Annotated in this window: 19 protein-coding genes; 15 read left to right on the top strand and 4 right to left on the bottom strand. The window is 33.3% G+C overall.

Going from position 1 to position 16,298, the window contains the following annotated elements:
* Window positions 1-34: 34 nt before the first annotated feature.
* From BMW63_RS11965 to rlmH, 3 genes are all read left to right on the top strand, one after another.
* On the top strand, window positions 35-1,237 hold the full coding sequence (locus BMW63_RS11965) for an IS4 family transposase (RefSeq protein ID WP_074723704.1): 1,203 nt from the start codon (window positions 35-37) through the stop codon (window positions 1,235-1,237).
* Between the two features lie 205 nt (window positions 1,238-1,442).
* Entirely contained in the window at window positions 1,443-2,861 is a 1,419-nt protein-coding gene (locus tag BMW63_RS11970) for an amidohydrolase family protein (protein ID WP_074723744.1), read from the top strand.
* A 6-nt stretch (window positions 2,862-2,867) separates the two neighbouring features.
* The gene (rlmH, locus tag BMW63_RS11975) at window positions 2,868-3,341 is read left to right on the top strand and encodes a 23S rRNA (pseudouridine(1915)-N(3))-methyltransferase RlmH (RefSeq protein WP_074723705.1); all 474 of its coding nucleotides are present in this window, start codon (window positions 2,868-2,870) and stop codon (window positions 3,339-3,341) included.
* A 43-nt stretch (window positions 3,342-3,384) separates the two neighbouring features.
* On the opposite strand, the gene BMW63_RS11980 is transcribed toward rlmH, so the two are convergent.
* Both BMW63_RS11980 and folP read right to left on the bottom strand, forming a co-directional pair.
* Window positions 3,385-4,005 carry a hypothetical protein gene (locus tag BMW63_RS11980; RefSeq protein ID WP_074723706.1) on the bottom strand — a complete coding sequence of 207 codons (621 nt, stop codon included), beginning with the start codon at window positions 4,003-4,005 and terminating at the stop codon, window positions 3,385-3,387.
* A 134-nt stretch (window positions 4,006-4,139) separates the two neighbouring features.
* Window positions 4,140-4,964: a dihydropteroate synthase gene (folP, locus tag BMW63_RS11985; protein ID WP_074723707.1), complete on the bottom strand. Its 825-nt coding sequence runs from the start codon at window positions 4,962-4,964 to the stop codon at window positions 4,140-4,142.
* Window positions 4,965-5,129: 165 nt separating this feature from the next.
* Here folP and BMW63_RS11990 point away from each other — a divergent pair, with 165 nt between their 5' ends.
* From BMW63_RS11990 to BMW63_RS12035, 10 genes are all read left to right on the top strand, one after another.
* Window positions 5,130-5,672 carry a DUF1599 domain-containing protein gene (locus BMW63_RS11990; RefSeq protein WP_074723708.1) on the top strand — a complete coding sequence of 181 codons (543 nt, stop codon included), beginning with the start codon at window positions 5,130-5,132 and terminating at the stop codon, window positions 5,670-5,672.
* Between the two features lie 13 nt (window positions 5,673-5,685).
* Window positions 5,686-6,786, top strand: a complete 1,101-nt coding sequence (locus BMW63_RS11995; protein ID WP_074723745.1) for a BT_3928 family protein — start codon at window positions 5,686-5,688, stop codon at window positions 6,784-6,786.
* Window positions 6,787-6,866: 80 nt separating this feature from the next.
* On the top strand, window positions 6,867-7,943 hold the full coding sequence (locus BMW63_RS12000; protein ID WP_074723709.1) for an ABC transporter permease: 1,077 nt from the start codon (window positions 6,867-6,869) through the stop codon (window positions 7,941-7,943).
* Window positions 7,944-8,150: 207 nt separating this feature from the next.
* Window positions 8,151-8,651 (top strand): TlpA family protein disulfide reductase, encoded by a 501-nt coding sequence (locus BMW63_RS12005; RefSeq protein ID WP_074723710.1) that lies wholly within the window; start codon window positions 8,151-8,153, stop codon window positions 8,649-8,651.
* 51 nt (window positions 8,652-8,702) lie between these two features.
* Window positions 8,703-9,455, top strand: coding sequence for a triose-phosphate isomerase (gene tpiA / locus BMW63_RS12010; RefSeq protein WP_074723711.1), 753 nt, complete (start codon window positions 8,703-8,705; stop codon window positions 9,453-9,455).
* A 105-nt stretch (window positions 9,456-9,560) separates the two neighbouring features.
* Complete coding sequence (gene prmA / locus BMW63_RS12015) at window positions 9,561-10,394, top strand: 50S ribosomal protein L11 methyltransferase (RefSeq protein ID WP_074723712.1); 834 nt, start codon at window positions 9,561-9,563, stop codon at window positions 10,392-10,394.
* Window positions 10,395-10,410: 16 nt separating this feature from the next.
* Window positions 10,411-11,022, top strand: a complete 612-nt coding sequence (locus BMW63_RS12020) for a class I SAM-dependent methyltransferase (RefSeq protein WP_074723713.1) — start codon at window positions 10,411-10,413, stop codon at window positions 11,020-11,022.
* Window positions 11,023-11,062: 40 nt separating this feature from the next.
* Window positions 11,063-11,338 (top strand): ATP-dependent Clp protease adaptor ClpS, encoded by a 276-nt coding sequence (locus tag BMW63_RS12025; protein WP_074723714.1) that lies wholly within the window; start codon window positions 11,063-11,065, stop codon window positions 11,336-11,338.
* Between the two features lie 102 nt (window positions 11,339-11,440).
* Window positions 11,441-12,712 (top strand): sterol desaturase family protein, encoded by a 1,272-nt coding sequence (locus tag BMW63_RS12030; protein ID WP_074723715.1) that lies wholly within the window; start codon window positions 11,441-11,443, stop codon window positions 12,710-12,712.
* 9 nt (window positions 12,713-12,721) lie between these two features.
* Entirely contained in the window at window positions 12,722-13,408 is a 687-nt protein-coding gene (locus BMW63_RS12035; protein ID WP_074723716.1) for a lysoplasmalogenase, read from the top strand.
* A 36-nt stretch (window positions 13,409-13,444) separates the two neighbouring features.
* Here BMW63_RS12035 and BMW63_RS12040 read toward each other — a convergent pair whose 3' ends face one another.
* Window positions 13,445-13,858: a DUF6691 family protein gene (locus BMW63_RS12040; protein WP_074723717.1), complete on the bottom strand. Its 414-nt coding sequence runs from the start codon at window positions 13,856-13,858 to the stop codon at window positions 13,445-13,447.
* 3 nt (window positions 13,859-13,861) lie between these two features.
* Window positions 13,862-14,419 (bottom strand): YeeE/YedE family protein, encoded by a 558-nt coding sequence (locus tag BMW63_RS12045; protein ID WP_074723718.1) that lies wholly within the window; start codon window positions 14,417-14,419, stop codon window positions 13,862-13,864.
* Between the two features lie 179 nt (window positions 14,420-14,598).
* Here BMW63_RS12045 and BMW63_RS12050 point away from each other — a divergent pair, with 179 nt between their 5' ends.
* Window positions 14,599-15,051 carry a 2-dehydro-3-deoxyphosphooctonate aldolase gene (locus tag BMW63_RS12050; RefSeq protein ID WP_074723719.1) on the top strand — a complete coding sequence of 151 codons (453 nt, stop codon included), beginning with the start codon at window positions 14,599-14,601 and terminating at the stop codon, window positions 15,049-15,051.
* A gap of 168 nt (window positions 15,052-15,219) precedes the next feature.
* Entirely contained in the window at window positions 15,220-16,038 is an 819-nt protein-coding gene (kdsA, locus tag BMW63_RS12055; protein WP_074723720.1) for a 3-deoxy-8-phosphooctulonate synthase, read from the top strand.
* Window positions 16,039-16,298: the final 260 nt, after the last annotated feature.

A 16,298-nucleotide genomic window follows, 5' to 3' on the forward strand; every position in this document is an offset into this window, starting at 1 on the left:
AATCGTAAATTTGTGTTTCGACATACAAAATACGATGAGTAAAAGTAATTATTTTTCTAGTAAATCTGTTTTCGGACAGCTGATTTCTTTAATTGACGATTCGATTATAAAAAAAGAAGTCAAAAAATGTGAATCAGACCGTTATACAAAGCGATTTACCACAAAAGACCATTTGATAAGTATGCTTTTTTGTTCTTTCTCAAAGTGTACATCACTTAGAGAAATATCTGGAGCAATGCTTGGTTTATCAGGTAAAACAAGTAGTTTTCAGTTAAATCACATCCCTAAAAGGAGTACTTTATCTGATGCTAATAAGAAAAGAGATGTTTTGGTTTTTGAAAATATTTATCATCAATTGCTAAAGCAATATGGTGGTTTTTTATCGGACAGCCGCATTAAAGATGTTATAAATAAGCAGGTCAAAATTTTTGATAGTTCAACAATTAGCCTATTCAAAGACATTATGGGTTGCGTAGGAAGAAATCCAAAAAGTGGAAAAAGAAAAGGAGGAATTAAATTGCATACGGTTGTCAATGCTGATGAAATGGTGCCGAGTTTGGTTTGGTTCAGCGAAGCCAAAACACACGACCACAATTTTTTAGAAAAATTAAAATGCGATGAAAACACCATTTATGTTTTTGACAAAGGATACAATGATTACAAGGCTTTTGAGCATTTTACAGCTCAAAAAACAGGGTTTGTAACTCGAATAAAAGACAACGCATCGTATATAAGTATCGAAAAACTAGATATTGGAGAACGAATTCATAACGGAGTTTTAGAAGATGAAATTATTGAAATTGATGTGAAAAAAGGTAAAGAAATGTCGAAATTAAGGTTGAGAAAAGTGACGTTTTATGACCTAGTAAACAAACGAGAATTTGAGTTTTTAACTAATTTATTTGACTTGCGCGCCGATTTAATTGCGGCTTTGTATAAAACAAGATGGCAAATAGAGTTATTATTCAAACAATTAAAGCAAAATTTTCCATTAAAATATTTCTTGGGAGATAATGAAAATGCCATTAAAATACAGATTTATTGTGTTTTGATAGTTAACTTGCTATTAGCGGTGGTCAAAAAGAAACTAAAGCGCAGTTGGGCATTTTCAAATTTGGTTAGCTTTTGTAAAATTCATCTTTTTAATTACATCAATTTAATGAAATTTCTGGAAAATCCAGAAAAGGATTGGATAATTGACAAGGCTGAAACAGAACAACTATCATTAATTTTGTGACCTGTTTTTGGAAAAGCATAGAAGATGAAAATTAAAACAATGAAAATCAAATAGATAAAAAATAAAATATTACGATTTTATTTTTTATCGGACATTAATGATTTAGAATAGATATAATGATATGCAAACTATAATTCAGGTACTCAAAATGAATTCCTTTGCTTCAATTTTACCGATAATTATCGGAACCACAAAAACAGATATTATGAAATTAATTTATACGCTTCTTTTTTCGGCAATGCTGAATCTAAGCTACTCACAATCCCCTAGTCTTTACTTAGAGAAAATTAGAAATAATGAAGCTGAACTTACAGCTTTCTTTTCTCAAATGCCAAAAGGAGGCGATCTACACCACCATTTTAGTGGTTCCATTTATGCCGAACCAATGTTAGAAGACGCAATAACCGAAGACTTTTACTTGAATACTACCACTATGGAAGTGCTTAAGGAAAAACCTGCAACTGGTACTTGGGAAAAATTCTCTGCTATAGCTAATCGCGGTGAACTAGGCGTTTACAAACAGAAAATAATGGAAAAATGGTCTGTAAAAGACTATAATCATGTTAGTTACCCGTCAGACAAATTGTTTTTTGAGTCTTTTGGAAAGTTCAGTCCAGCAATTGTGGGGCATTTTGGCGAAGGTTTATTGGAACTAAAAAATAGAGCAATTAAGGAAAACGTGAGTTATATCGAAACCGAATTCTCGACTATCCCTTCTAAAATCAATACCGCTGATCTATTAGGTTTTAATACCCAATTAAGACAATTGGCAAACAACAGAAACGAAAAAGGAGTAAAATCACTTCTTGATACGCTTTACAGCACAATGCTAAAAAGAGATGCAGTGGCAGATGCGAAGGATTTCAACACGAACTTTGTAACTAAACTACACACCGATTTGAAAATTGACGATGAACGTTTCACGATGCGTTATCAAAATTTTGTATTGCGTTTTATGGAACCTGTGGATTTATTTAAAAATTTAGTCGTCGCTTTTATCTCAGCCGATAGCAGTCCGCTAATGGCTGGTGTTAATATTGTTTCGCCAGAAGACAGTGAAACCTCGATGAAAGATTATTGGTTGCACATGGTAATGTTCAACTATTGCCACACTAAATTTCCTGATGTAAAATACTCGATGCATGCGGGCGAGCTCACCTTAGGACTGGTTCAACCTGAAGATCTGACATCACATATTAACGATGCTGTTTATACGGCTGGAGCCAATCGTATTGGACATGGAGTTGACATGGCGTACGAAGCAAAATCATACGAGTTGTTACGCTACATGGCAATAAACAAGATTGCTATTGAAATCAATCTAGTAAGCAATGAGTTCATTTTGAAAGTCAAAGAAAACCGCCATCCAATTTCTCTATACAAAGCGTTTGGAGTTCCCATCGTTATCAGTACAGATGATGCCGGGATATTGCGATCTAATATGACTGAACAATATGTTTTATTGGCTAAGAGATACAAAGACATATCCTATGCTGATATCAAGCAATATGTGTACAACAGCATAAACTACAGCTTTATACAGGATGATAAGGTAAAAAAACAATTATTAAAAGATCTTGACTTGAGATTTAAAACTTTTGAAGCCAATTTTCCTTTAAAATAAATTCTAATGAACATCAAATTGATCGCCATTGGCAAAACAGATAATAAAGCATTACAATCCTTAATTGACGATTATACAAAGCGATTGTCTTTTTATATCAAGTTTGACTTAGAGGTTATCCCAGATATTAAGAATGTAAAAAACTTATCTGAAAGCCAACAGAAAGAGAAAGAAGGTGAATTAATCTTGGCAAAAATATCCCCAACTGATCAATTGATCCTATTGGATGAAAATGGAAAGAATTTTTCAAGTGTAGGATTCTCTGAAGAACTGCAAAAGAAAATGAATTCTGGCATAAAAACTTTAGTATTTGTAATTGGTGGACCTTATGGCTTTTCTGATACAGTCTACGCCAAAGCACAAGGAAAGATTTCGCTTTCGTTAATGACATTCTCTCATCAAATGGTGCGTTTGTTTTTTATCGAACAACTATATCGTGGATTTACTATTTTAAAGAATGAACCGTATCATCACCAATAAAAAGTGATCAGGGTTCAGTCTTTAGTATTCAGTATCGTGTCTTTTAATACACAAACTCCTCTCTATTCTTAATATCCAATCTCAAACTTTCAATAAAAATCTTATTTTGAATGTACATTCCGTAGCTCATGTTTTTATCAAACATAAAAATAAAATTATTAGCTAATTCTTTTGGCAATATCGTGGTAAACATCTCTTTAATTTTTTCTCTTTTAATAACATTATTTTCAATTAAAATTTCATTTTTTTTATCGAAATAGATAATAGTTCCAATTGGTTTCTCCATTTTATAATACACCTTCGTGAAAGGAATAAAAGCCATATTCTTCCCGATACTATCTGCATAAGAATAATAATTCTCAGCCTTTTCATTTTTATGGGCTTTTTCTTTGCGTTTCTTATCTTGTAATTTCACTACCTCAGGAATAACTAATTTCAACGGCAAGCGCTTGTCAATATTAAGAATCCAATTGGTTGTGATAATGCTATTTTTTCGGTTTACTTCCGCCAAAGTATCTTTGCCGCTTATTCTAAAAAAAATATAAATGGCCGAGTGATCAACAACATTGCTTACTACTGTTACATTGGATTTTGGCAATAAGATATCTTCTTTATTTCCGCAAGACACTATAAGAAAAACGATAACTAAACTTAAATATTTCATATGTAGATATTATTTATTTTTTAAAAGTAACAGAAAAACAATTCCGTTTTTGGGTTTTTATTTGAGTCATTAAACTTGGTTTGACATTAATGCATTCGTGTTTACCTCGAATTTCTGGCACGCTCCTATCCTATTTATAAATTAATTTTTTTCCAAAGTAGCACACACTCTATCGCTTCTTTTACATCGTGAACGCGGAGAATTTTGGCTCCTTTAGTCAAGGCAATGGTATTTAAAACCGTGGTTCCGTTAAAAGCTTCTTTAGCACTGTTATTCAGCGTTTTATAGATCATTGATTTTCTAGAGACTCCCACTAATAAAGGTAATTCCAGTAGTTGAAATAATTCTGCTTTTCGAAGTACTTCATAGTTCTGGTCAATCGTTTTGGCAAAGCCAAAACCAGGATCAATAATCAAATCGTTAATCCCTAAACTCCTCGCCTTATTGACTTTTTCTGAAAAATAGAACAGTATTTCTTTGAGAATATCTTCATAATGGGTCATACTCTGCATCGTTTGCGGGGTGCCACGCATATGCATCATAATATACGGAACCTTATATTTGGCAATGACATCAAACATTTCATCGTCTAGATTTCCAGCAGAAATGTCATTTATAATAGCAGCGCCATTTTCAATACAGGCTTTGGCTACCTCACTTCTAAAAGTATCGATAGAAAGCAAGGCTTCCGGAAAATGTTTTAAGATCAATTGAACTGCAGGAATGATTCTACCCAATTCCTCTCCTTCTGAAACAAATTCTGCACTAGGTTTACTGGAATATGCCCCAATATCAATAAAAGTCGCGCCATCACTAATCATTTTGTCAACTTGAGTCAATAGTTCACTTTCATCATTGTACTTTCCTCCATCAAAAAACGAATTGGGTGTCACGTTCAAAATCCCCATTACTTTAGGAATTGATAAATCGATAAGTTGTCCTTTACAGTTAATTGTCATTAATTTTTTGTTTAAGGTTTTACTTGTTTAAAGTTTTCTATGTTTAAAGATTAAAGTTGTTCAAATGCAAAACTCAACTATTCCATTAACTTTAAACCTGAAACTTTAAACCTTTTAAAATTAATTCCTATTTTTGAGGAAATTTTAGACAAATATACATCAATAATGAAGAATACTTCTCAAGAATACGATAACGTAATTGCAATTTGTCGTTTGCTATTTATCAATAAAATGACTGATTACGGCAGTGCCTGGCGCATCTTACGATTGCCTTCATTAACGGATCAAATCTTCATAAAAGCACAAAGAATACGCAGTTTACAGGAAAATGAGGTTCGAAAAGTAAACGAAGACGAAACTGGTGAATTCATCGGAATCATCAATTATTCGATAATGGCTTTAATCCAATTGGAACTTGGAGTAGCAGATCAGCCAGATTTAGATGTTAAAAAAGCAACCGAATTATATGATGCTAAAGTCAAACTAACCAAAGAGTTGATGGAAAATAAAAATCATGATTATGGTGAAGCTTGGCGCGAGATGCGCGTGAGTTCCCTAACAGATCTGATTTTGCAAAAATTACTTCGCGTAAAGCAAATCGAAGACAACAAAGGAAAAACAATTGTATCAGAAGGCATTGATGCCAATTATCAAGACATGATCAATTACTCGATATTTGCACTAATACTAATGGATTTTGCTAAATAAAAAAAAGATAAAAATGAAAAACATTATTACTCAATTCTCTAGAATATTCGTTGGCTTACTTTTTATCATTTCAGGATTAATAAAACTAAACGACCCAGTAGGTTTCTCCTATAAACTAGCTGAATATTTTGGAGAACCTGTTTTTAACATTCCATTTTTAGTTCCGTTTTCACTAGGCTTGGCTCTGTTTTTAGTCATTGTCGAAGTGGTTCTTGGTGTAATGCTACTGATAGGATACAAATCTAAATTCACAATTGGAAGCCTGTTGCTTATGATTGTGTTTTTTACATTCTTAACGTTCTATTCTGCTTATTATGATGTTGTAAAAGATTGCGGTTGTTTTGGTGACGCCTTACATTTAACGCCTTGGGAGTCTTTTACAAAGGATATCGTTTTATTATTCTTCATCCTTATTTTATTCATTAATCAAAAATTAGTAAAACCTCTTTTTGCAAACAGCGCCCAAAACATAATAGCCTATGCCAGTATCATCTTGTGTATGTTTATGGCAGTATGGGTACTTAATCATTTGCCTTTAATTGACTTTCGCCCTTATAAAGTAGGAACCAATATCCAAAAAGCAATGGAAATTCCTGAAGGTGCGCCACAGTCTGTTGTAGAAATGATTTTTATTTATAAAGTAAATGGAGTAGATAAAGAATTTTCGACAGATGACTTGATGAATCTTCCTGAAGGAGCCACTTTTGTAGATCGAAAAGACAAGGTAATCATCGAAGGTTACGTTCCTCCTATTCATGATTTTACGATGATGAAAGACGATTCAGATTATAAAGAAGAATTGTTAGTAGAACCTAAATTGCTAATGTTTGTAACTTATGACTTAACCATAGCAGAAGAAGGTGGTATGGAAAAACTGGAGAAATTAAACCAGGAAGCTAAAGCCAAAGGATACAAAGTAATTGGAATGACAAACTCTGCAGTAGAAGAAATTGAAAAAGCTAAGAAGAAATATGGTCTTACTTTTGACTTCTATACTTGTGACGCAATAGCTTTAAAAACAATTGAAAGAGCTAATCCAAGTATTGTAGTTCTAGAGAAAGGAACTATTAAACAAAAAGTTCATTACAACGACATCAAAGATTTGAAATTATAAATAAACCAGAAGCCTAAAGTTCTCGCGTAAAAAAATATTTTACGCGAGAACTTTAGGCATTTGACTGTAGAAAAATACCAATGCTTAAATACTTTTTAAATAAATTCGGATATGCACTGCTCACACTTTATGGCGTGATTACGGTCATTTTCTTTTTATTTAATGTTTTGCCCGGAGATCCTGCAAGAATGATGCTAGATCAAAATGAAAATTCAGAGCAACTGGCATTGATTAAAAGGAAGTATGGTTTTGACAAACCTATTGCTACCCAATATTTTTATTATCTCAATGACCTCTCTCCTATTTCCTTACACAGTAAAACCGAATCGGATTATACTTATTTGAGCGAAGACAAATACAATGCGACACAATTATTTAGTTTTTCGAATGTAAATATGGTCATTAAGACTCCTTATCTGAGGGAAAGTTTTCAGAAAAGCGGAAAGAAAGTGTCAGAAATCATTGGAAACACCCTACCCAGCACAGCGATATTGGCCTTTTTTGCCATTGTAATCGCTATTGTATTTGGGATTCTGTTTGGAATCATTTCGGCCTTGCACAAAGATACCTGGATCGATCGTTTAATTGCGCTGGTAAGCACATTGGGAATGAGTATTCCCTCGTTTTTTAGTGCTATTTTGTTTGCCTGGTTATTTGGTTTTGTGTTGCAAAAATATACCCACCTGAACATGACGGGAAGCTTGTATGAAGTAGACGATTTTGGCGAAGGAAGCTATATCCAATGGAAAAATATTATTTTACCGGCAGTGGTTTTAGGAATTCGTCCCTTGGCAGTGGTGATTCAATTGATGCGTAACTCCTTATTGGAGACTTTTGGTCAAGATTATATCCGTACTGCAAGAGCCAAAGGACTATCTGAATATCAAATCATTAGAAAACACGCCTTAAAAAACTCCTTAAATCCTGTCGTTACTGCAATTTCTGGATGGTTTGCTTCAATGCTTGCCGGTGCAGTATTTGTTGAATTTATTTTTGGATGGAATGGATTAGGAAAAGAAATAGTGGAAGCTTTGAACAATTTAGACTTGCCTGTAATAATGGGTTCAGTTTTGGTAATTTCGACAACATTTGTCGTTATCAACATTATGGTCGATATTATTTATGCCTATCTTGATCCTAAAATTAGACTATCGTAGTATCTAAAATTGAAATTTCAGATAGTTTTATAGATAAAATCAGTCATCAAGTTCTAACAGAATTTATTTAAGTCCAACTATTACGATTTCAATCTTAGTTTCATAACCAAACCACGCAGTTTTGTTATTTAAAAGGAGGATATTCAATTTTTCTTAATCTGCATACCCAAATTAGATTGTTTGTTTAACTTTGTTAAAAATATAAAAATGAAAAAAATAGTTGCTTTAGTAATTGCATTCCTTGCACTTTCTTGTTCTAAATCAAATACGGGTAAAACCGAATTTTCTAAAGAAGCTTTATCAGAAACAGTATTAGCAACTGATGGAAGTCAAGTTGCTTTTCAAGATATTTTAAAGAAACACGAAGGAAAAACGGTAGTCATAGAAATGTGGGCCTCATGGTGTAGCGATTGTGTAAAAGCAATGCCAAAAATTAAGGAACTACAAGCAAATAATCCCGATGTAGCCTACGTATTTATCTCCATGGATAAAACGGCGGATAAATGGAAAATAGGTATCGATAAACACGAACTAAAGGGGGATCATTTTATGGCCAATGATCAGATGGAAGGCATTTTTGCAAAAGCAATTGATTTAGATTGGATTCCAAGATATATTATTGTAGATAAAACAGGTAAAATTGTTTTGTACCGTGCCATAGAAACTGATTTCGATAAAATCAACGAGACTTTAGCTGACTTAAAATAATGCTATTTCGAAAAAAAACTAAAAACTAAGAACTAAATAAAACGAATTGAAATGAGAAAAAAGATAGTTGCAGGAAACTGGAAAATGCATAAAAATGCTGAGCAAACAGAAGATTTGTTGAATGAATTGATCGATAAAATGCCTCTTGAAACTGAAGTACAAGTAATTGTAGCTCCAACGTTCATTAATCTGGCTACAGCGGTTGATCATTTAGAATTTACTAACATTGATGTTGCTGCTCAAAATATGCATCAAGCGGAAAGTGGTGCCTTTACAGGAGAAATATCTGCTGATATGTTGCAAAACGTCGGTGTGAATATTGTAATTCTTGGACACTCAGAACGCAGAGCGATTTTTAATGAAACGGATGCCTTGATTGCAAACAAAGTAAATACAGCTTTAGAGCATGACATGACTGTGATTTTTTGTTTTGGCGAAGAATTAAAAGACCGTCAATCTAAGAACCATTTCAATGTAGTAGAAAATCAATTGAGAGATGGATTATTCAATATTCAAGCTTCAGATTGGGGAAATGTTATTTTAGCATACGAGCCAGTGTGGGCTATTGGAACAGGTGAAACTGCTTCTCCAGAACAAGCACAAGAAATGCATGAATTCATAAGAGAAACAGTTCGTAAAGCATACGGAAGCGATATTGCGGAAGATGTTTCTATTCTTTATGGAGGCAGCGTAAAACCAGAAAATGCAAAAGAAATTTTCTCTAAACTAGATGTAGACGGCGGTCTTATAGGTGGTGCAGCTTTAAAAGCAGATGATTTCATAGCGATTGTCAATGCAATTTAAGCTCATTATTTGAAATACAAGAAAAGCGGTAATTGATTTTACCGCTTTTTTTATTTTTATATTATTCAATAAAAAGGAAATAGTACCTTTGCAAAAAAATTAAACATGTCAAACATATATATCGGTTACCATTTTACGGTTGAACCAAAGGAATTAGGCTCTGAAATATTGATCGCTGAATTAGGTGAAACTGCTTTTGAAAGTTTTACTGAAACGGAGACAGGAATCTCTGCTTTTGTACAAAAGGACTTATGGGACGAAACGATCTTGGAGAACATTCAAATTTTACAATCTGAAGAATTTAATATCGAATATACTTTTGAAGAAATAGATCAGGTAAACTGGAATGAAGAATGGGAGAAAAACTTTGAGGCAATTGATGTCGAAGGAAATTGTCATGTACGTGCTCCTTTTCACCCAAAAACGGATGCTGAATTTGATATTCTAATTGAGCCTAAAATGAGTTTTGGAACAGGACATCACGAGACGACACATATGATGATTCAGCACTTGTTAGAAACAGAAGTTTCAGGAATGAAAACATTAGATATGGGTTGCGGTACAGCCATTTTAGCTATTCTTGCTGAAATGAAAGGTGCACAACCAATTGATGCTATTGATATTGATAACTGGTGTTATTTGAATTCTATCGAAAATGCAGAACGTAATAATTGTGAACATATCACAGTTTACGAAGGAGATGCCTCTTTATTAAAAGACAAGAAATACGATTTAATTATTGCCAACATCAACAGAAATATTTTGTTGAACGACATGCAAAGCTATACAGATTGCTTAAACCCAAAAGGAACACTTCTTTTAAGCGGTTTCTATGAACAAGACATCCCATTTATTGATGCTTCCTGCACAGAAAAAGGGTTGACTTATGTTAAAAAATTTGAAAGAAACAACTGGGTTTCACTAAAATACGTAAATTAGTAGTTAACTTAGAGCAATGGAAATCAACCGGAAAAATCATTGGGAGACCGTTTACGAAACTAAAATGCCTAAGGAGGTGAGTTGGACTCAGGACAATCCTAAAACTTCTCTAGATTTTATACGAGAAACCCAATTAGGAAAATCTGCCAAAATCATTGACATTGGCGGTGGTGACAGTAAACTTGTCGATTACCTATTGGAAGCGGGATACGAAAACATCACTGTTTTGGATATTTCGGAAAAAGCATTAGAAAGAGTAAAGGTTCGTTTAGGAGAAAAAGCGAGTAAAGTGCGTTGGATTGTTTCAGATATCAATGATTTCAAACCCGATTGCAGTTATGACATTTGGCATGATCGGGCTACATTTCATTTTTTAACCACCGCTGATCAAATAAGCAATTATTTTAAAACTGCTCAAAAATGGGTTACTGGTTTTTTAATAATGGGTACTTTTTCAGATAAAGGCCCTACAAAATGTAGTGGCCTTGATATTAAACAATATACAGAAACGGCACTAGAACAAGAATTTCAGGTCGCTTTTGAAAAACTAAAATGCATTAATGAAGATCATAAAACTCCCTTTGAAACGATACAAAATTTTATATTTTGTATTTTTAAAAAACGATAAGTCAAACTATATTTTTATCTAACCCTTAAATTATTTAAAAATGAGTACAAAAGAAAAAATAAGAGAAAAAGTTAGTGTTAAAGCAGTGACCTCTAAAAATAACGAAATCATCGTTTACAATGACGACGTTAACACTTTCGACCATGTAATCGACACCTTAATGCGTGTTTGTGAACACACTCCAGAGCAAGCAGAGCAATGTTCTCTAATTGTTCATTATAATGGAAAATGTACCGTAAAAACGGGGCCTCTTAATAAATTAAAGCCACAATGTACTAGTTTACTGGAAGCAGGATTAAGCGCTGAAATCATCTAAATTACGTTAGAGTCAAAATTAATAGTTTTTTGGTGCTTTTTTTATAAATTTTTCAAAAAACATTCTATTTTATTATATATTTGGATAAAATAGAATGTTTTTATGGAAGAATATGGTAAAATATTACTAATTGCAATGCCTCTTTTCTTTGTACTGATAGTGCTAGAAAAAATTTATGGTAGTTACAAAGGAGAAGATAGCGTTCCTATAATGGACAGTGTTTCCAGTATCAGTTCTGGAATTACTAATGCCGTAAAAGATGTATTAGGTCTTAGCATTACTTTTATTTCCTATGGCTGGATGGTATCTAAAATCGCTATTTTTCAATTGGAAGCCAACATTATTACTTATTTAGTCGCTTTTGTCATCATCGACTTTTACGGATATTGGACGCATCGTATTGCGCATCAAGTCAATTTCTTTTGGAACAAACACGCCATTCATCATAGCAGCGAGGAATTTAATCTCGCCTGCGCTTTAAGGCAAACCGTTTCCAGTTTTGTAAATCTATTTACTTTTTTACTTATTCCCGCAGCTATTATAGGAGTTCCCACTGCTGTGATTGCCATAACGCTTCCCATTCAGTTGTTTTTACAATTTTGGTATCATACCAAGCATATTAAAAAAATGGGGGTTTTAGAACATATCCTTGTAACACCATCGCACCATAGAGTACATCACGCTATCAACCCAGAATATATCGACAAAAATCATTCTCAGATTTTTATTATTTGGGATAAATTATTTAATACTTTCCAAGAGGAATTGGAAGCTGTGCCTCCTGTCTTTGGCATTACAAGACCAGCACAAACCTGGAATCCAATACGGATTAACTTTCAACATTTGAGCCTATTAATTTCTGATGCTTGGCGTGCCGAGAACTGGAAAGATAAATTTACAATTTGGTTTAAACCCACTGGATGGCGTCCAGAAAACTTTGAAGAAAAGTATCCGGTAAACAAGATTACTAACGTATATTCTTTTGATAAATATGGAACTGAAGCTTCGTCAAAACTTATTTATTGGTCGGTTACAAAAGTTTTCATAACCTTATTACTTGTCAGTTTTTTATTTAATAACATTGGTCAAATAGGCTTGCCAGCTATTTTCATCTACGGATTGTTTATATTCATAACTATATATAGCTACAGTGAATTGATGGATGAAAGTCGTTTCGCTATTTATTGGGAAACCATATGTTTTCTATTTGGTTTGGGTATTATTTATTATTTCGGAGACTGGTTTGGATTCAATTCCTTATTTCCATTTGGGAATTACATCATTATCGGTTACCTGCTACTTTCATTAGCCATGGCAGTTTATTTTGTAGCTTATGAATTTAAAACAAAAAACGCAATACTTATCAATGTCTAAAAAACAACCATGAAAAACACATTGTTTTTAAAAAGTTACCTTATTATAAGTGCTATCTACCTCTTGATTATACTCTTGGGTTATGAAAGCATTGCTTGGTTTATTAAACCCTTTTTGATTCCATTTTTATTGCTGGGTGTTTATTTTCATAGTGATTTCCCTTCGAAACAGTACCTATTAACGGCTTTAAGTTTTTCTTGGTTTGGCGATATTATCCTTTTATTTGCGGATAGGGATGAGATGTATTTCATCGTAGGTTTAATCGCTTTCTTAATTTCTCATATCGGCTATATTCTATTATTTAACAAACAAATTAAACCAAAAAACACAAAAAATAAAGCTGTTTTCTGGATGGGTGTTACTGCAATTATAATGTATTTAATTGTAATGATTGCCGTGCTATTGCCAAGTCTAGGTGATTTAACTATTCCTGTTTTTGTTTATGCGCTGGTTATCTCAACAATGCTATTATTTGCTTTTAAAGGTTTCCTAATATGGAAAGAACCCGCAAATTGGTATGTTTTGATAGGTGCCATTATATTTATAAGTTCAGACAGTATTCTGGCCTTCAATAAGTTTTATCAACCCGTTGTATTGAGTTCTTTTCTAATCATGATAACTTATCTTGTAGCGCAATATCTAATTGTAGTAGGAATTTTAAAATTAAATAAAAAAAATAGCATTCTCAATTTTTAGAAAATGCTATTTTTTAGTTTGTTAATGCCGCTATAATTAATGAGGCAACTTATCTTTTAAAACTCCATATAAATACGTTCCTAACAGAGCTCCGAAAAGGACAATCCCAACGCTCCAAAAACCAGCACCAAGTAATATAAAAATAGGTCCCGGACAAGCACCTACAAGTGCCCAACCCAATCCAAAAAACAATCCGCCGATCCAATATCGTGCAGATCCTTCCTCTTTATCCTCAATCTCAATTACAAATCCTTTGATGTCTTTTAAATTTTTTCTTTTTATCAACTGGATTCCAATGATTCCTGTACCTATGGCAGTCATAATGATTCCGTACATATGAAACGACTGAAACTGAAACATTTCATAGATTCGGTACCAAGAAACTGCCTCTGATTTTGTGAGTACAATTCCGAATACAAAACCAACCAATAAATATTTTATTACTTTCATATTTTAGAAAATTAAAGGGAATAATAAATAAGCCATAATCAATCCTCCGATAAAGAATCCTATAACGGCCTTTAGAGAAGGAATTTGCAAGTTACTCAAACCAGAAATCGCATGACCTGAAGTACAACCACCTGCATAACGAGTTCCAAAACCGATTAAAACGCCTCCTATTAATAAGATTAAAATACCTTTTGGCGAATTAAAAACAGCAGGACCGAAAAGGGCGTCCGGCATTAATTTTCCGTTTGGAGCATCGATTCCCAATTGTGCCAACTGCGCAATAGTTTTTGTATTTATAGCAACATTTGAAGGATCACTCATAAACTGAACCGCTACAAAACCTCCCATCATCGCACCTAAAACCACGATTAAATTCCAACGCTGTGCTTTCCAGTCGAAGTCAAAAAAAGCAACACGTTTTCCTAAGCCGGTCATAGAACATAAAGAGCGCAGATTAGAAGACATACCAAATGTTTTTCCGAAATATATTAAGGAAAGCATGATCATGCCGATCAAAAAACCGGATACATACCACGGCCATGTTTGAAAAATAATATTCATCTTTTTAATTTAATTTTTGCAAAAGTAGGGATTCTAACTTTTATAGTAATCACAATTTACGACACAATTATTTTAAGAGTTCTGTTTCCTCTATATTTGTATCTTATAAAGTAATGATAGAAAAGATAATCAATACCTTATATTTAAACCTCAAATGGAACCTATAATATTTATAAAACATGAAAAAAACAGTATTTTTTATTTTTTTACTCGTTATTTCCGTTTCTTGCGTAAGCACGAAATCTACTTTGCAAAACGTAGATGACAATGCTCCTATCCCCCAAGTATCAAGGAATAATACATTTATAATTACTGAATATAGCAAGGATGCAAAATATGGTTACAACAAGGACTATCCTATAAATATTTTTTTTAGAAGTACTAAAGACGACACTATAAATCAAGCACGCTTTCTAAATGCATTGGCCGGACCCAAAGGCGAAAAAATCACTTTCCAAAAAATAGAAAGTTGTTGTCCGTTTCCTACAAAAAGAAGCGAAATGGGTGCTGGGTTTCTGGATGCCTATGAAATAACATGGGAGGGTCAAAAGAAACCTATTGTTCTCTATATAAACATTTATGAAAAGGGAGCCTTAATGGTACCTCTGGGCCTGAGTTTAAAAAAGTTTTAAATATAATCGCGATTCCCCTAGCCCTGATAGAAGCGATATCCTTACTGGTTTTTCTTTAAAAACAGTAAGATACAAGCAAATAGCAGGAAATAGCTTCTGAAAAAAGAAATAAAATCTAAAATTAAGTTGCAAATCATAACTATCTTTGCACTTTCAAAAAAAACTATTATGAACATACAAGATATTCCTCAAATTAAACATACAGATAGCGGTAACTTTTTTTTACTTGCTGGGCCATGTGCTATAGAAGGTGAAGAAATGGCGATGCGTATTGCTGAAAAATTAATTGGCATCACTGAAAAATTACAAATTCCTTACGTTTTTAAGGGTTCGTTTAAAAAAGCAAATCGTTCAAGAATTGACAGTTTTTCAGGAATTGGTGACGAAAAAGCGTTAAAAATCATTCGAAAAGTATCTGAAACTTTTGGGGTTCCTACCGTAACTGATATTCATACGAATGAAGATGCTGCTATGGCCGCTCAATATGTGGATGTACTTCAAATTCCTGCTTTTCTGGTTCGTCAAACTGATCTAGTTGTGGCTGCAGCCAATACAGGAAGAGTAGTAAACCTGAAAAAAGGACAATTTATGAGTCCCGAAAGCATGAAACATGCCGTGCAAAAGGTATTAGATTGTAACAATGGAAATGTAATGGTGACGGATCGTGGAACTATGTTTGGCTACCAAGACATGATTGTTGATTTCAGAGGAATTCCTACGATGCAACAGTATGCAACTACAGTACTGGATGTAACACATTCATTACAACAGCCCAATCAAACGGTTGGTGTAACAGGTGGGAGACCAGATATGATTGAAACAATTGCTAAAGCTGGAATTGCAGTAGGCGTTGATGGAATTTTCATAGAGACTCATTTTGATCCAGCTAATGCCAAAAGTGATGGTGCAAACATGCTGCATTTGGATTATTTTGAGGCGTTAATGACTAAACTTGTGGCCATCAGAAAAACAGTTAATTCATTTTAATTTTTTTAGCAACTACTTGATAATAGATATCATATTACTTTTGTAATCCAATAAGAAATGGTACTGCTAGAATTTAAAAAAATGCAGTTACAAATAATTAAAAAGGAGATTGTCTGATAAAGACAATCTCCTTTTTCTATTCAAAACAGAATTCTTAGCGCAAATAATACTTCATTCTTATAGTTTTAGCTGTGTATGTGCGTTATCTAATAATTTATAGTTACTTTAGTATATCAATTATAAAACTGGCCTTTGCTATT

The organism is Flavobacterium frigoris, from assembly GCF_900111075.1.
Lineage (GTDB): Bacteria > Bacteroidota > Bacteroidia > Flavobacteriales > Flavobacteriaceae > Flavobacterium > Flavobacterium frigoris.

Excerpts from the sequence above, each read along its gene's own strand:
- BMW63_RS11980 (WP_074723706.1), bottom strand. The coding sequence starts at position 4,005 with ATGAAATATTTAAGTTTAGTTATCGTTTTTCTTATAGTGTCTTGCGGA.
- BMW63_RS11990 (WP_074723708.1), top strand. The coding sequence starts at position 5,130 with ATGAAGAATACTTCTCAAGAATACGATAACGTAATTGCAATTTGTCGT.
- BMW63_RS12005 (WP_074723710.1), top strand. The coding sequence starts at position 8,151 with ATGAAAAAAATAGTTGCTTTAGTAATTGCATTCCTTGCACTTTCTTGT.
- BMW63_RS12045 (WP_074723718.1), bottom strand. The coding sequence starts at position 14,419 with ATGAATATTATTTTTCAAACATGGCCGTGGTATGTATCCGGTTTTTTG.
- folP (WP_074723707.1), bottom strand. The coding sequence starts at position 4,964 with ATGACAATTAACTGTAAAGGACAACTTATCGATTTATCAATTCCTAAA.
- BMW63_RS12040 (WP_074723717.1), bottom strand. The coding sequence starts at position 13,858 with ATGAAAGTAATAAAATATTTATTGGTTGGTTTTGTATTCGGAATTGTA.
- rlmH (WP_074723705.1), top strand. The coding sequence starts at position 2,868 with ATGAACATCAAATTGATCGCCATTGGCAAAACAGATAATAAAGCATTA.
- BMW63_RS11995 (WP_074723745.1), top strand. The coding sequence starts at position 5,686 with ATGAAAAACATTATTACTCAATTCTCTAGAATATTCGTTGGCTTACTT.
- BMW63_RS12050 (WP_074723719.1), top strand. The coding sequence starts at position 14,599 with ATGAAAAAAACAGTATTTTTTATTTTTTTACTCGTTATTTCCGTTTCT.
- BMW63_RS12030 (WP_074723715.1), top strand. The coding sequence starts at position 11,441 with ATGGAAGAATATGGTAAAATATTACTAATTGCAATGCCTCTTTTCTTT.
- BMW63_RS12025 (WP_074723714.1), top strand. The coding sequence starts at position 11,063 with ATGAGTACAAAAGAAAAAATAAGAGAAAAAGTTAGTGTTAAAGCAGTG.
- BMW63_RS11970 (WP_074723744.1), top strand. The coding sequence starts at position 1,443 with ATGAAATTAATTTATACGCTTCTTTTTTCGGCAATGCTGAATCTAAGC.
- prmA (WP_074723712.1), top strand. The coding sequence starts at position 9,561 with ATGTCAAACATATATATCGGTTACCATTTTACGGTTGAACCAAAGGAA.
- tpiA (WP_074723711.1), top strand. The coding sequence starts at position 8,703 with ATGAGAAAAAAGATAGTTGCAGGAAACTGGAAAATGCATAAAAATGCT.
- kdsA (WP_074723720.1), top strand. The coding sequence starts at position 15,220 with ATGAACATACAAGATATTCCTCAAATTAAACATACAGATAGCGGTAAC.
- BMW63_RS12035 (WP_074723716.1), top strand. The coding sequence starts at position 12,722 with ATGAAAAACACATTGTTTTTAAAAAGTTACCTTATTATAAGTGCTATC.
- BMW63_RS12020 (WP_074723713.1), top strand. The coding sequence starts at position 10,411 with ATGGAAATCAACCGGAAAAATCATTGGGAGACCGTTTACGAAACTAAA.
- BMW63_RS11965 (WP_074723704.1), top strand. The coding sequence starts at position 35 with ATGAGTAAAAGTAATTATTTTTCTAGTAAATCTGTTTTCGGACAGCTG.
- BMW63_RS12000 (WP_074723709.1), top strand. The coding sequence starts at position 6,867 with ATGCTTAAATACTTTTTAAATAAATTCGGATATGCACTGCTCACACTT.